The sequence below is a fragment of the Jeotgalibacillus sp. 10bf12 genome, from assembly GCF_055597105.1.
Genome location: NZ_CP200276.1, coordinates 2,168,386 through 2,182,992, shown reverse-complemented (window position 1 = coordinate 2,182,992; position 14,607 = coordinate 2,168,386). Strand labels below are relative to the sequence as shown.

14 protein-coding genes, 1 pseudogene and 1 other annotated feature are annotated in these 14,607 nt (G+C 42.9%); of the genes and pseudogenes, 2 read left to right on the top strand and 13 right to left on the bottom strand.

Annotated elements, in window-relative coordinates; translation table 11 throughout:
* Positions 1 to 16: 16 nt before the first annotated feature.
* Positions 17 to 1,258 carry an FtsW/RodA/SpoVE family cell cycle protein gene (locus DH10bf12_RS11340; RefSeq protein ID WP_471738228.1) on the bottom strand — a complete coding sequence of 414 codons (1,242 nt, stop codon included), beginning with the start codon at positions 1,256 to 1,258 and terminating at the stop codon, positions 17 to 19.
* A gap of 116 nt (positions 1,259 to 1,374) precedes the next feature.
* Positions 1,375 to 1,656 (bottom strand): Fpa/YlaN family protein, encoded by a 282-nt coding sequence (locus DH10bf12_RS11335; RefSeq protein ID WP_404408945.1) that lies wholly within the window; start codon positions 1,654 to 1,656, stop codon positions 1,375 to 1,377.
* Positions 1,657 to 1,834: 178 nt separating this feature from the next.
* On the opposite strand from DH10bf12_RS11335, the gene DH10bf12_RS11330 reads away from it, so the two are divergent.
* Complete coding sequence (locus DH10bf12_RS11330) at positions 1,835 to 2,335, top strand: peptidyl-prolyl cis-trans isomerase (protein ID WP_471735396.1); 501 nt, start codon at positions 1,835 to 1,837, stop codon at positions 2,333 to 2,335.
* 22 nt (positions 2,336 to 2,357) lie between these two features.
* Here the strand turns inward: DH10bf12_RS11330 and DH10bf12_RS11325 are convergent, their stop codons facing one another.
* Positions 2,358 to 2,813, bottom strand: a complete 456-nt coding sequence (locus tag DH10bf12_RS11325; RefSeq protein WP_471735395.1) for a pyridoxamine 5'-phosphate oxidase family protein — start codon at positions 2,811 to 2,813, stop codon at positions 2,358 to 2,360.
* 302 nt (positions 2,814 to 3,115) lie between these two features.
* Here DH10bf12_RS11325 and DH10bf12_RS11320 point away from each other — a divergent pair, with 302 nt between their 5' ends.
* Complete coding sequence (locus DH10bf12_RS11320; protein WP_039808648.1) at positions 3,116 to 3,319, top strand: YlaI family protein; 204 nt, start codon at positions 3,116 to 3,118, stop codon at positions 3,317 to 3,319.
* Positions 3,320 to 3,362: 43 nt separating this feature from the next.
* On the opposite strand, the pseudogene DH10bf12_RS11315 reads toward DH10bf12_RS11320, so the two are convergent.
* The 10 genes and pseudogenes from DH10bf12_RS11315 to DH10bf12_RS11270 form a co-directional block, all read right to left on the bottom strand.
* Positions 3,363 to 4,301, bottom strand: a pseudogene (locus DH10bf12_RS11315) (threonine ammonia-lyase); the annotation flags it as partial.
* A gap of 81 nt (positions 4,302 to 4,382) precedes the next feature.
* The gene (gene leuD, locus DH10bf12_RS11310; protein WP_471735394.1) at positions 4,383 to 4,955 is read right to left on the bottom strand and encodes a 3-isopropylmalate dehydratase small subunit; all 573 of its coding nucleotides are present in this window, start codon (positions 4,953 to 4,955) and stop codon (positions 4,383 to 4,385) included.
* 12 nt (positions 4,956 to 4,967) lie between these two features.
* Positions 4,968 to 6,368, bottom strand: coding sequence for a 3-isopropylmalate dehydratase large subunit (gene leuC, locus DH10bf12_RS11305; protein ID WP_471735393.1), 1,401 nt, complete (start codon positions 6,366 to 6,368; stop codon positions 4,968 to 4,970).
* A 19-nt stretch (positions 6,369 to 6,387) separates the two neighbouring features.
* Positions 6,388 to 7,488, bottom strand: coding sequence for a 3-isopropylmalate dehydrogenase (gene leuB / locus DH10bf12_RS11300; protein WP_471735392.1), 1,101 nt, complete (start codon positions 7,486 to 7,488; stop codon positions 6,388 to 6,390).
* Between the two features lie 18 nt (positions 7,489 to 7,506).
* Positions 7,507 to 9,048: a 2-isopropylmalate synthase gene (locus DH10bf12_RS11295; protein ID WP_471735391.1), complete on the bottom strand. Its 1,542-nt coding sequence runs from the start codon at positions 9,046 to 9,048 to the stop codon at positions 7,507 to 7,509.
* Positions 9,035 to 10,063: a ketol-acid reductoisomerase gene (gene ilvC / locus DH10bf12_RS11290; protein WP_471735390.1), complete on the bottom strand. Its 1,029-nt coding sequence runs from the start codon at positions 10,061 to 10,063 to the stop codon at positions 9,035 to 9,037. Before ilvC ends, DH10bf12_RS11295 begins: the two co-directional genes overlap by 14 nt.
* Positions 10,064 to 10,292: 229 nt before the next feature.
* A complete protein-coding gene (ilvN, locus tag DH10bf12_RS11285; RefSeq protein ID WP_039808635.1) occupies positions 10,293 to 10,805 on the bottom strand; it encodes an acetolactate synthase small subunit in 513 nt (170 codons plus the stop codon).
* Positions 10,802 to 12,541 carry an acetolactate synthase large subunit gene (gene ilvB, locus DH10bf12_RS11280; protein WP_471735389.1) on the bottom strand — a complete coding sequence of 580 codons (1,740 nt, stop codon included), beginning with the start codon at positions 12,539 to 12,541 and terminating at the stop codon, positions 10,802 to 10,804. The genes ilvN and ilvB overlap by 4 nt, the downstream gene beginning before the upstream one ends.
* Before the next feature lie 82 nt (positions 12,542 to 12,623).
* Positions 12,624 to 12,855: a binding site (T-box leader), on the bottom strand.
* A gap of 40 nt (positions 12,856 to 12,895) precedes the next feature.
* Positions 12,896 to 13,795, bottom strand: a complete 900-nt coding sequence (ilvE, locus tag DH10bf12_RS11275; RefSeq protein WP_471735388.1) for a branched-chain-amino-acid transaminase — start codon at positions 13,793 to 13,795, stop codon at positions 12,896 to 12,898.
* A gap of 479 nt (positions 13,796 to 14,274) precedes the next feature.
* The gene (locus DH10bf12_RS11270; RefSeq protein ID WP_471735387.1) at positions 14,275 to 14,586 is read right to left on the bottom strand and encodes a YlaH-like family protein; all 312 of its coding nucleotides are present in this window, start codon (positions 14,584 to 14,586) and stop codon (positions 14,275 to 14,277) included.
* Positions 14,587 to 14,607 lie beyond the last annotated feature (21 nt).

Below are 14,607 nucleotides of genomic sequence, written 5' to 3'. Positions count from 1 at the left end.
CTACGATGTCAAACTTCTAGCGATACAATCTTGCTGTGTTTTTCTCATTCATTGTAGATGCTTTACTTTTCTTTTGTGGCACAGGCTGTTTTTCTTTTGCAAAGTACTTCTCTTCATATTTCACAAACATGGATACATTTACAAGTAGACCCATAGATAATGAGAGAAGGATAAGTGAAGATCCGCCATAGCTTATAAATGGCAGTGGAACACCCGTTATCGGGATCAACCCTGACATGCCGCCAAGATTAATAAATGTCTGAATCCCAATCATGCTTGAAATACCAATTGCGAGCATTTTCCCGAATTGATTCCTGCATCTGAGTCCAATCATGATTCCTTTCAATACGATGTAGGCAAGCCCAAGCAGCACAAAGCTTACACCGAATACCCCAAGTTCCTCTGCAATGATTGCCATAATAAAGTCAGTGTGCGGCTCCGGCAGGAACCCAAGCTTCTGAATACTCTGACCAAGCCCGGTGCCCCACAGACCACCATTTCCAATCGCATAATATGAACCGACAAGCTGCCAGCCATTATCACTGATATGTGCGAAAGGATCCTGATAAGCGGCAATTCTCCCAAGTCTTTCTTCTGAAAAAATACTTGTGAAAGTGTTGCGGTTAAATAAGTATATAATACCGGTAAACAATGTGATCACACCACCGGCCAGCCCCGCAAGCTTCAGCATACTTTTCACTTTCATACCTGAAGCAACGATCACACTCATACCGATTGCAAATACAATGGATGCTGTACCAAAATCCGGTTCAGCTGCAATAAGAAAACATGCAAATACCAATATGATGATCGGCGGCATTACCCCTTTATTGAACTCGTTAATGTACGATTGTTTTTTTGCATAAACTGCTGAAAGATACACGATCATTCCGAGTTTTGCAAATTCAGCAGGCTGCAGCTGGAATCCGGGTAGCATAATCCAGCTTTGCGCGTTATTGACTTCAGATCCGATTATATGTACTGCGATTAGGAGACCAAACATCAGACCGAAAATTAATTTTAATATAAACCCTTCTTGATAGAGCTTATATGGTACGAGTGCCATTACAGTAAACAGAATGACTCCGATGATTAAATTTCTAAGTTGTCTGGTGTAAAAGTAATCCGGGCTCTGGTCAAGGATTTCTACTGCGTACACCATTCCTGCACTGTAAACCATGACTACCCCGAAAATTCCTAAGAGTATGTATACAGCCATCAATGAATAATCGTAAGACCTGAACATTCTTTTCAGAATGATCGACATCCTTATCAGTCCCATCTGTATATTTATTCAACAGGAAATGTGTAAAATCCTCTTTTTTTGATATAAAAAAACTCAAACAATCTGAAAAGTTTGTTTGAGTGGTTAAGTTATTTATTGGTGAAAGCGTCATGGAGCACAGACATTTCTTTTTCAAGCGAGTCTATTAATGTCTTTCCATCCACTTCATCCACAAGCCCGAGCCTGACGGCAAATTCTATTTCACGGGATAACCCAAACATTTGCGTATCTAATACCTCTTCATACAATGGACACTGGGGCATCGTTAAGTTATCCATTTGAACTTTGATTAGCTGCGCTATTTTCTCGGCGTCTTTACGTAAAAGCTCATAGGCTTTTTCACGATGGTCAATCTTCATTTCTGATGTCACACTGATCCCCCCAATCCATTCATTATTCGTGCCACACATCATATCTGCTTAACCTAAAGTGTAGCGTTTTATCGACGAAATTGCAAGCAGTGACTTGTCCAATTGGCACGTTTCCCAGATGTGACACTTTTAGCAATCCAATGTATACTCAATAGACAGATAAAAGGGGGATAAAATCATGAGCGACATTATACCAATCACCGGCCGGGTTAAATTTCAGCTTACCATTGACCCAAGTGTATGGATATTTGATGAAAGAAAAATCGATTTAACGACTTATTTTGACGAAGAACGTGTGGAGATTGATGAAATTGAGCAATACTCCAAAGCTGTTGCAGAACATTTTTCCAAAGAAATTAAAGAAGGCGCTGAAATTCCTAAGCCCGCATCAAAATCAAAAAAACGTTATGAAAAAGAAAAGCTTTTGAACGGAACTTTCGGTATCAAAATGAAGCCGTTTATACAGAATGCCGAACCTGAAGAAGACGCAGAAAAAGTAATGATTTCTACTTCAGAAGGCGTTCATTCATTTACAATTGAAGAAGCCGGTGAACTGATTATGGCTTTTTCAAAAGACGGTAAGCCGCTCCGTGAAGACGGTCCTGTTCATATTTTGTTTGAAGATGGTTCTAACAGAGACAATCCGATAACACATGTACGTAAAATCACATTATCTTAATGACAAAAGCACTGATCTCGTATCAGTGCTTTTTTAATTCTTCCATAACCTGCTCGTCAAGGCTTCTCGCAGCCTGTTCATCATACGTTTTAGCAAATGCAGGTTCAGTGACAATCTTCGCGCCATAAAACATGACATCTCTCACTTCATCAATATCCAGACGGATGATCGAAAGACCAATCGGTACATCGGCTGAGGACTGTCCAACCACATAGGCTTTCCCACTGATTGAATACGTGCTTCCCCCTGCAATAATCGAAAGTGAACACAGTGGCTGTTTATCGATATTTTGAATGATCCTTGAACGATGGTCCACAGCGAATATAAGTGCTGATTCATCCTTAGCATGAACCCAGGAAAGAGAGGCCACATTTGTGCCGCCGGTTTGTGCATCCACTGTCGCAAGCTGAACAAACCGTTCATGTAAAAACTCCTCGTACAATCCAGGTGTCAGGTGGTCTTCAACTCTGTTTGCCACGAAATCACTCCCTTTTTTGATTTATTATACAGCAGATTTTCTTCACTTAACAGTTCCTGCCTGCTACATGTTATAATGACTTTACCATTATAGATCAAGCTTTGTTAAAGGTATTTATTTTTTTGCACAGCTGGTGATTGGAGCGTAAGGGGGCGACTCCTGCGGAAAAACGATCGTGAAAGACCCCGGAAGGCAGTGCTCTTCTGCCTGAGGAGGCTTGAGCGTTCGTCCGCGGAAAGCGTCCCCCTCTCGCTGCAATCAACAGCCAACTTTAGCAAAGCCATAGAAAAAGGAGCTTTGACATGAGAGTTAAATGTTTTTTATGCGACAAAATTGAATCAATCGAAGATTTCAGCCCACTTGCCAAAAAGCTCCGCAACCGGCCGATCCATACTTATTTATGCGATGAATGCAATACGCGTATAGAAAGTAAAACAAAAAAACGTATCGCTACCGGCAATTTTAAGCAGTATAAGAGCTCTAGAAAAATCGAAAAAGAATTTTAAAACAAAACCCCCAAAGCGCTTAAAGGCTTTTGGGGGTTTTTCGTTAAATAATCAACTTGCGCTTAGGTTCCTTCACTTCCCCGGCTAATTCAATACATTTACCGAGTTTAGCTGCATCAAAATTTCCGCCGCTTACAATAACGCCTGTCTGACCTGAATAAGACAACGTATTACTGAGAAGCGCTGCGATACCTGCTGCGCCTGCTCCTTCTACCATCATCTTTTCTCTTTCAAGCATGAACAGGATGGCTTTTGCAATCTCACCTTCAGTTACTGTTACCATATCATCAACATATTTATTAATGATAGATGTTGTCAGTTTACCAGGTGATTTCACTTTGATCCCTTCAGCAATTGTAGGTAAAAACGGCACTTCACTGCTGGATTGTCCAAAGAATGAAGCTGCAATGGCAGGTGCTGATGCAGATTGAACACCGATCACCCTTACAGATGGTTTCAGCGCTTTCACTGCAAGTGCAGTCCCTGCAAGCAACCCGCCTCCGCCTGCCGGTACAAACACTCTTTCAAGGTGCGGGCACTGCTGCATCATTTCAATTGCAGCGGTTGCCTGCCCTTCAATGATTTTCAGATCATCAAATGGATGAATGAATACTGCACCTGTTTCTTCCTGCTTTTTGCAGGCAGCGGCATAGGCCTCATCAAAAGATTCGCCAGTCAGCACAACTTCAGCACCATATTCACGTGTTGCATTTACCTTTGTCTCAGGTGTCGTAAGTGGCATGAAAATTGTCACTTCCACCCCTTTTTTCTTACCGGCAAGTGCAACGCCCTGAGCATGGTTGCCTGCTGATGCTGCAATAATACCTCTTTTACATTCAAGCTCTGTCAGTGAGGATACTTTATTCATTGCCCCACGGACTTTAAAAGATCCTGTTTTCTGAAGGTTTTCAAGCTTCATCCATACCTGCTGTCCAGTCATTTTATTCAGTGTTTCAGACTGTTTGCATGGCGTTCTGTGTACATAACTGCTTAGTTCTTCTGCTGCGTCGAATAATGCGCTCGTGTTATAGAAATTCCCAAGTTGATCATCCTCTCATTGTAATTAGACATGCGATTCTTCGTATTTACTGATGGCATCCTTATACTGGAATGTAATTGAAATTTCATCCCAGCCGTTTAAAAGCATCTGTTTCCAATAGGGATCAATTTCAAAGTGCCAGGTCTTTCCATCACAGTTTACAGTTTGTGATTCAAGATCAACAGTAGCTGCCTTTCCATCTTTTCCTGCCTGGATGACTTGATCTGCTTCTTCAAGCCTGATGGCAAGGATCCCGTTTTTCACACAGTTATTATAGAAAATATCTGCGTAGGACGGAGCGATGATAACCTTAAAGCCATAGTCCTGAAGTGCCCACGGTGCATGCTCTCGTGAAGAGCCGCATCCGAAGTTTTCCCCTGCTGCCAGGATTTCAGCCCCTTTGTAAGCAGGCTCATTTAATACAAAATCCTGATTAGGTGTACCATCGTCATTAAAGCGCCAGCCATAAAAGAGAAACTGACCAAATCCGGTACGCTCAATTCTTTTTAAAAACTGCTTTGGTATAATCTGATCGGTATCTACATTAATCCGGTCAAGAGGTGTAATATTGCTAGTTAGTTTTTTTACCGGTTCCATCAACTTCCCTCCTTATGCGTGAACGAGATTTCTTACATCTGTAAATCTACCTTCAACTGCTGCTGCAGCCGCCATTGCCGGACTGACAAGGTGTGTTCTTGAACCCGCTCCCTGTCTGCCTTCAAAATTCCGGTTGGATGTAGATGCGCAGCGCTCCCCTGCCGGTACAATATCATCATTCATTGCAAGGCACATACTGCAGCCTGATTCACGCCATTCAAAGCCTGCATCCTTAAATACCTGATCCAGCCCTTCTTCTTCAGCTTTCATTTTCACTGTGAATGAGCCCGGAACAACAATAGCCGTTACATTCTCATGCACTTTTTTACCTTCAATGACTTTAGCAGCTGCTCTCAGATCCCCAATACGGGAGTTTGTACAGGACCCAATGAAAACATGCTGAATTTCAATATCAGTAATCGGCATACCCTCTGATAGATCCATATAAGTGAGTGCCTGCTTCAGCTCTTCTTTTTTAGATTGTGTAGAGAAGTCTTCAGTTCTTGGAACAGTAGCTGAGATGCCGGACCCCATAGAAGGGTTCGTCCCCCATGTAACAAACGGCTCGATCTCATCTGAATGAATCGTGAGCGTTTTATCATATACCGCTCCTTCATCAGAAGCGTAGCTGAGCCATTTCTGCTTTAACGCTTCATATTGTTCAGACGGTACGTGTGCACGGTTTTTTAAGAATTCAGCTGTTGTTTCGTCTGGACTGATTAAGCCTGCACGGGCACCTGCTTCAATGGACATGTTGCAGACTGTCATGCGCTCTTCCATTGACATTTTCCTGATCGCGTCACCAGTGTATTCAACAACGTAGCCAGTTCCTGCGTCAACTCCGAATTTTGAAATAATGGCTAGGATTACGTCTTTAGCTGCAACACCAAAACCTAGTTCACCTTCTACCCTGATTTCCATAGTCTTCGGCTTTGACTGCCAAAGTGTCTGGGTTGAAAGGACATGCTCAACCTCACTCGTACCGATACCAAACGCCAGTGCGCCGAATGCTCCGTGCGTTGAAGTATGACTATCACCACATACAATGGTTTTACCCGGCTGAGTCAGCCCTAGTTCAGGACCGATCACGTGCACAATTCCCTGATCAGGATGATGCATGTGAGCCAGTGGTATCCCGAACTCTTTGCAGTTATCTGCAAGAGTATCCATTTGCTGTCTGGATACTGGATCCTTAATCACTTCACGATTTTTAGTGGGTACGTTATGGTCCATCGTGGCGAAGCTCAGATCAGGCCTTCTGACTTTCCTGTCTTTAAGCCTTAATCCTTCAAATGCCTGCGGTGAAGTTACTTCATGAATAAGGTGCAGGTCAATATAGAGAAGGTCAGGTTTATTTTCTTCTTCATATACAATATGGTCATTCCAAACTTTTTCAATAATTGTCTTCGCCATAAGACTGTTCCCTCCTCACTTATACATAAGCAGACAAGATATGATCTGATACCAGTTCTCGTTCAAGTTCTTCAATTACTTTTTCTGCAAAAGCGGATGTGCTAAGAACACGGTGTCCTGCTTTTTGAACATCAGTTGTACAATATCCATCATCGAATACACTGTAAACAGCCGTTTCAACAGCTGATGCTTCTGTTTCCATTCCAAATGAATATTTAAGCATCATTGCGACTGACAGAATTGCTGCTGATGGGTTGGCGATGTTCATGCCGGCGATATCCGGCGCTGAACCGTGTACGGGTTCGTATAACCCGAAGCCATCAGAACGGATACTTGCTGAAGGCAGCATTCCAAGCGAGCCGGTCAGAACTGATGCTTCATCACTCAGAATATCTCCGAACAGGTTTTCCGTTACAACCACATCAAATGATGCAGGCTGGGTAATCAGCTTCATTGCTGCCGCGTCTACCAGCAGATGCTCAACCTCAACATCCGGATAGTGTGCTTTCTTTTCTTCTACAACTTCTCTCCAAAGCTTACTTGTCTCAAGTACATTTGCTTTATCTACCGATGTTACTTTCCCTTTTCTAAGGCGTGCCAGCTCAAATCCCTGTACAACAATACGCTCGATTTCTGAGCGGGAATACGTCAGCGAATCCACAGCTCCGTTATGGGTTTTTCTCTTTGGTTCTCCGAAGTATAGTCCACCTGTTAATTCTCTGACAATCATCATATCAACACCTTTTGACAGATGATCCTTCAGCGGAGAAGCTTCGCTCATGCCCTTGACTGCTTTAACCGGTCTCAGGTTAGCGAACAATCCAAAGTGTTTTCTGATGCCAAGCAGTCCTTTTTCCGGACGAAGTGCTGAAGGGTTCTGATCCCACTTCGGTCCGCCGACTGCCCCAAGCAGTACTGCATCGCTTTTTTCACAAATCTCAAGCGTTTCTTTTGGCAGAGGATCACCTGTTTCATCAATAGCAATTCCACCAATCAGCCCTTTTTCAACCTCAAATGTATGGTCAAATCTCCGTCCAACTGACTGGAGAACTTTCACTGCTGCTTCTGTAACTTCCCGTCCAACTCCGTCTCCATGTAGAACTGCTACTGTCTTCTTCATGATAATTCCTCCCCTTTGCTATACAGTTTTTGCGTACGATCTTTTACGTTCGTTGACCAGCTGACGGTTAATCGCATTCAGATATGCTTTAGCTGATGCTTCAAGTACATCCTGCGCCACGTCACGGCCTGTTGTTGACTTTCCGTTATACGTCATATTCACAACCGCTTCTCCCAGGGCATCGCGCCCTTTACCAATAGAAGTAACACGATAATCGAGCAGATGAACTTTCCCCTTCACCAGGCGTTCAAGCGTATTACAAATTGCTTCTACACTTCCTGAACCTGTAGATGCTTCCTGCAGCAGATCGCCATCAGGTGAGATGACTGATACTGATGCTGTCGGGATACTTCCATTACCATATTGAACCTGAACTGATTTCAATTCGTAAACAGGTACTTCTTCTTCCTGAATCTGCTGATCTGTTAATAACACATACAGATCATCTTCTGAAATCTCTTTCTTCTTATCAGCAAGCGTCTTAAACGCTTTAAATGCTTCAGTAATCTTTTCATCGCTCAGTTCAAAACCAAGCGCAATGGCTTTATCTTTAAATGCATGGCGTCCTGAGTGTTTACCCAGTACGATCTGGGTAGAATTCTCACCAATCAGTTCAGGTGTAATGATCTCATAGGTCGTACGCTCTTTCAGCATGCCGTCCTGATGAATACCTGATTCATGAGCAAAGGCGTTCTTACCAACGACTGCCTTATTTGCCTGGATCGCCATACCTGTCAGCTGACTGACAAGCTGACTAGTACGCTTGATCTCATCAAGCTTCACATCAGTGCCAAACGTAAATTTATCCTGTCTGATATGAAGCGCAACGGCAAGCTCTTCAAGCGCTGCGTTTCCTGCACGTTCGCCAAGACCGTTAATTGTACCTTCAACCTGATCAGCACCATTTTCAATCGCTGCGATTGTATTTGCAACCGCCATTCCAAGGTCATTATGACAGTGTGCAGAAAGTTTTACGCGATCAATACCGGGAACATTTTCTTTCAGATGTCTGAACATCGCACCGTATTCTGAAGGTGTTGCGTAACCGACTGTATCGGGCAGGTTAATTGTAGTCGCACCCGCTTTGATGACTTCTTTTACTACTCTGACAAGGAAGTCAGGGTCTGATCTGAACGCATCTTCAGCTGACCATTGCACGAGCGGAAAGTTCTTTTTAGCGTATTTCACAGATTCCACTGCAATATCAACGACCTGATCAGGCGTCTTTTTTAACTTGTGGGTCATGTGAATCGGCGATGTTGCCAGAAAAATATGAATGTGTGGCTGTTCACCGTATTTAAGTGCTTCCCAGGAAGTATCAATATCGCTTTTTATTGATCTGGCAAGACCTGTAACAATAGAGCCTTTAACCGTCTGGGCGATTTTTTTTACTGCTTCAAAATCACCCTGTGAAGAAGCAGGAAATCCCGCTTCAATCACATCGGCATTAAATCGTTCAAGCTGTCTTGCAATCTCAAGTTTCTCAGCTGTATTCAGATTGATTCCGGCTGACTGTTCACCATCTCTAAGCGTTGTATCGAATACATCAATTTTTCGCACTCGCAACCACTTCCTTCTGTTTTTCTTTTCCTGCTTTAACAAACGGCATCATGCTGCGCAGCTCTCGACCCACCTTTTCGATCTGATGTTCGTTCTCACGATTAGCAATTGCTGTGAATTCAGGGCGGTTCAGCTGGTTTTCAAGTAACCATCCTTTTGCAAACTTACCGTCCTGGATATCTGTCAGGATGTCTTTCATACGTTTCTTTGTATCTGCATCAACAACGCGCGGGCCTGATACGAAATCTCCCCACTGAGCTGTATCAGAGATTGAATATCTCATGCCGCTCATGCCATCTTCATACATCAAGTCAACGATCAGTTTTAATTCATGTAAACATTCGAAGTATGCCAGTTCCGGCTGGTAGCCCGCTTCTACAAGCGTTTCAAATCCTGCTTTTACTAATGAAGTAAGTCCGCCGCAAAGTACTGCCTGTTCCCCGAAAAGATCTGTTTCAGTCTCTTCTTTAAATGTTGTCTCAAGTACACCTGCACGGGCGCTTCCGATTCCTTTAGCGTAAGCAAGTGCAGTATCTGACGCGTGACCTGATTGATCCTGATAAACTGCGAATAGTGCAGGTACACCAGCGCCTGATTCGAATGTTCTGCGTACAAGATGCCCTGGACCTTTAGGTGCTACAAGGAAAACATCCACATCAGACGGCGGTACGATCTGGTTGAAATGAACATTAAAGCCGTGTGCGAATACCAGAGATTTTCCTGCGCGAAGACCCGGCTTAATTTCTTCTTCATACACCTGCGTTTGTCTTTCGTCCGGAAGAAGTACCATCACAATGTCTGCTTCTTCTGCAGCGTCTTTCACTGTTTTTACTTCAAGTCCATCCTGTTCAGCCTGCTCCCATGACTTTCCTTTTCTCACTCCGACTACTACGTCATGGCCTGTGTCTTTCAGGTTTTGTGCGTGTGCGTGACCTTGTGAGCCGTATCCGATTACTGCTACTTTTTTGCCTTCTAGTGAGCTGTTGATGTCCTGATTGTAATAAACTTTTACCATGATAAATTCCTCCAGTGTTTGTTTGAGTTTTGGTATTTCTAAAACCGCGGCCCTTCTCCGTTGAGGGCTTCGCTTTCCGCACCCGGGCAGGCGAGCCTCCTCAATGCTACGCATTTCCGGGGTCTCGACTGCCCTTCCCCGGTGCAGGAGTCTTCGCCCTCAACTCCGAGGGTCCGCTGGTTTAGTATTCATAACTTAAATTTTCATCAATACTTCGTTACTAAATAGATTATAAAATCGATAATTGCTGGGATGGTGTTTTCTGGTTTTCTCTGACGAAGGCTGTAGCGCCTGTTCTGGTCATTTCTTTGATGCCGTATGGTCTGACCAGGTCGATAAATGCTTCAACTTTTTCAGGATCACCTGTCACCTGAACCGTGATGACGTTTTTACTCATATCAATGACGGTTGCTCTGAATGGTTCAATGATGCTTGTGATCTCACTTCTGACTGCCGGTGGTGAGAGCACTTTGATCAGTGCAAGCTCTCTCGTTACGATCGCTTTGTCTGAAATATCATTTACTTTCAGCACGTCAATCTGTTTTTGCAGCTGTTTTAAGAGCTGCTCAAGCTTTCTCTGGTCTTCCACGTGAACAACGAAAGTCATTTTTGAAATGCCCGGCTGTTCAGTGTGTCCGACTGTGATACTTTCAATGTTGAACTGTCTTTTCATCAGCAGCCCGGTGACCCGGTTGAGTACGCCGCTTTGATTGATGACGGTTGTTGTGATGATTCGCTTCATGGTGTCACCCCTATCATTTCATGCAACCCTTTACCTGGCGCAACCATTGGATATACATTTTCAATCTGTTTTACCCGGCAATCGATCAGCACCGGTTTGTTTGAATTTAACGCTTTTTCAAATACTTGATCAGCTTCTTCAAGGCTGGTTACTTTGTAGCCTTCAAGGTCATATGCTTCAGCAAGTTTTACAAAATCCGGCTGTGATGGCATCAGAGATTCTGAGTACCTTTCCTGATAGAATGTCTGCTGCCACTGTCTTACCATTCCAAGACACTGGTTATTCAGGATGACTACTTTTACGGGAATTTGACTTTCCTGGAGCAGTGAAAGCTCCTGCAGTGTCATCTGGAATCCGCCGTCACCAGTAATGGCAACCACTGTTTCTTTAGGCTTGGCAAGTTGAGCACCTATTGCTGCCGGGAATCCGAATCCCATTGTGCCAAGGCCTCCGGAAGTTACCCAGTGATCCGGGTGATTAAATTTATAATACTGTGCCGCCCACATCTGGTGCTGTCCGACATCAGTCGTTACGATCGCGTCACCGCCAGTATGCTTATGAATCATTTCAATTGCTTCCTGTGGTAAGATCCCCTCTTCCTGCTTTTTGTACTGCAATGGATACTCCTGTTTCATGCCATCTAAATGAGCTGTCCATTCTTCAATTCCTTCTGTACTTACTCCAAGCTTTAAAAGTGCCTGAAGTGCTTCTTTGGCATCCGCAACAATCGGGATGTCTGTAGGAACATTTTTACCGATCTCTGCAGGATCGATATCAATATGAATGATCTGCGCATTCGGTGCGAAGTGTTCGAGGTTACCTGTCAGTCTGTCATCAAATCGTGCCCCGATATTAATGAGACAGTCGCATTCACAGATTGCCATGTTCGCTGCGTATGTTCCGTGCATTCCGGCCATCCCAAGGAACTGTTTGTGTTCCCCATGTATTGTTCCAAGTCCAAGAAGCGTATTTGTTACAGGAATACCTGTTTGCTCTATAAAAGCCGTCAGATCTTCAGCTGCTTTTGCGTGTAATACACCAGCTCCTGCAAGGACAAGTGGTTTTTTTGCTTTTTGAATTGCCTGTGCCACTTTCTGAATCTGCAGAAAATTCGGTGTAGTTGTTGGCTGATAACCCGGCAGGTTTACTTCAGTCTGTTTCACTTCAGCCATGGTAAAGATCTCATTTGAAACGTTTTTTGGAATATCGACTAAAACAGGGCCCGGTCTCCCGGTTGATGCGATATGAAATGCCTCATGAATAATTCTCGGCAGATCATTTACATCTTTCACCTGATAATTGTGTTTAGTGATCGGCTGTGTAATGCCAACGATATCAGCTTCCTGGAATGCGTCTGTTCCGATCACTGCACTGGCGACCTGTCCAGTAAATACAACGAGCGGCAGTGAATCCATCATGGCATCAGCAATTCCTGTTACTAAGTTAGTAGCCCCGGGACCTGACGTTGCAATAACAACGCCTGTTCTTCCGGAAACTCTCGCATACCCTTCAGCTGCATGGATCGCTCCCTGCTCATGTCTTGCCAGGATATGTGGAATTGGATTTTTATATAGTGCGTCATAGATCGGCAATACTGCACCACCCGGATAACCAAAAATCATTTCCACTCCTTCATTCTGAAGTGACTGGATAAATATATCTGCCCCCTGAACTGCCTGCTTCTCTACATCACCGCCAAGTGCTTCTGCCTGTTTCGTATTAACCTGCACACTCATTGAAACATGCCTCCTTTTAATTCCTTTTATTGACATATAAAAAAGTCTTTCAATCCCATACAAATAGATACGTGATCCTTTGTATAGGGATGAAAGACTTTTCATGGTACCACCCTACTTCGCAGCAAATGCTGCCTCATGAACAGTTAGACTGTTCTTTGTTAACGAACAAATTGTCCGTGAACACCTACTGAGAGATTTCAGTGTTCCACTCCGAGGGGATGTCATACACAGCTGGCAATACCGGGTTCCACCTATCCCGGCTCTCTGTAAATGCCTTTTGCTGCATACTTTAACCTCATCAATGATTTAACGTATAAGTGCTTTAACTCACGAAAGTTAAGCGATAAATGTTTAGCCTGCGTTTAATGCTGAATTATAAACTTTCACACCATCTTTGATAACCAATTCTCTAAATGATTCTAGTAATTCATTTGTTACCTGACCTGGTGTTCCATTGCCTACTGTCCGGCCGTCCACTTTTACTACTGCAATCACTTCTGCTGCAGTTCCAGTCAGGAACACTTCATCTGCTACATACACATCATGCCTGGTAAATACTGCTTCTTCCATTACGTAACCTTTATCTTTTGCAAGTTCCATTATTGCATTTCTTGTAATGCCTTCAAGTGCCCCAACATAACCCGGCGGCGTCAGGATCTTATTTCCTCTGACAATAAAGATATTGTCAGCAGAACCTTCTGCTACATAACCCTGATCATTTAGCATTAATGCTTCAGGTACACCTGCAAGACCTGCTTCAATTTTCACTAAAATGTTATTTAAATAATTCAATGATTTCACTTTCGGACTGAGTACATCTGAGCGGTTTCTTCTGCTTGCAACAGTCACAATTTCAATGCCGGTCTCATAAAGCTTTTTCGGAAAAAGTGATAAGGATTCAGCTATGACAATCACACTCGGTCTCTTACAAGTAAATGGATCAAGTCCGAGATTGCCAATACCCCGTGAAACAACTAATCGGATATAGCCGTCTTTCAACTCATTTTTCTGAAGTGTTTCAATAATAATCTGCTGCATCTCCTCTTTTGTATAAGGGATCTCAAGTAAAATTGATTTTGCAGAATCGTATAGTCTGACCAGATGTTCTTCGAGTCGGAATACGTTACCATTATAAGAACGAATGCCTTCGAACACCCCATCACCATATAAGAAACCATGATCATAAACAGAGATTTTTGCATTCTCTTTTGAAACAAATTCTCCATCTAAAAAGATTAATTGTTCACTCACCTTATTCACTCCTTCCATCGCTTTCTCGTTGCCTTTGGGCTTGAATTGTTGACAATCATAACGCGGATATACAAGTCCGTCAACAGCTGAAAATTAAATTTTTAGACAAATTAGAATTTTATGATTTTATGAATACGTTTACATTGTTGATACTATGCACTTTTTTGCAGAACAAAATTTTTTTATTTTTTACGTAACCATGTAAGAAAAAATTTTAAAAACCCCTTTACAAAGGTGTCTTGACACCCTGCATAATTAAAAATTGTCACTTCGATAAGCTAAAATTACAGATTCCTAATGATATTCATCTTATCGTATTAATATGTATCTATATACATTTAACTTAACAGGAAAACCTGTTTAACAACTATTAACGAATTTCACCTTATGCATTTACAGAAGATTATTGATAAAAAAAAAAGACACCCGCATAAGCGGATGTCTATCGTATTTTTTATGCTTTTCTCACTATGAGATCGTTAAACTGTGCCTTTCGCCTGTTCCTTTCTCAATCTGATCTTATAAATAATCAAAATGAGTGCAGCGATAATCAGTCCTTCTGTAACCGGCAGGAATATAGCCAGAAACGTTAGTACGGTACACCCTACAATTAGAAACAGATAAATGAGCGCAGACTTTAACGGTGGCAATTTTTTAGCAAAGCCCAGTTTATATACAACAATTGATAAAAAAATAATCGTGAGGTAAAGATACCACATTCCTGCATCCGGGTTTGCGTCTACTCTATATAGCGCAGGAAAAAACGATAAGCGGTCTTCTACATTTACCATGGAGGCAGTCAGCTCCTCTTA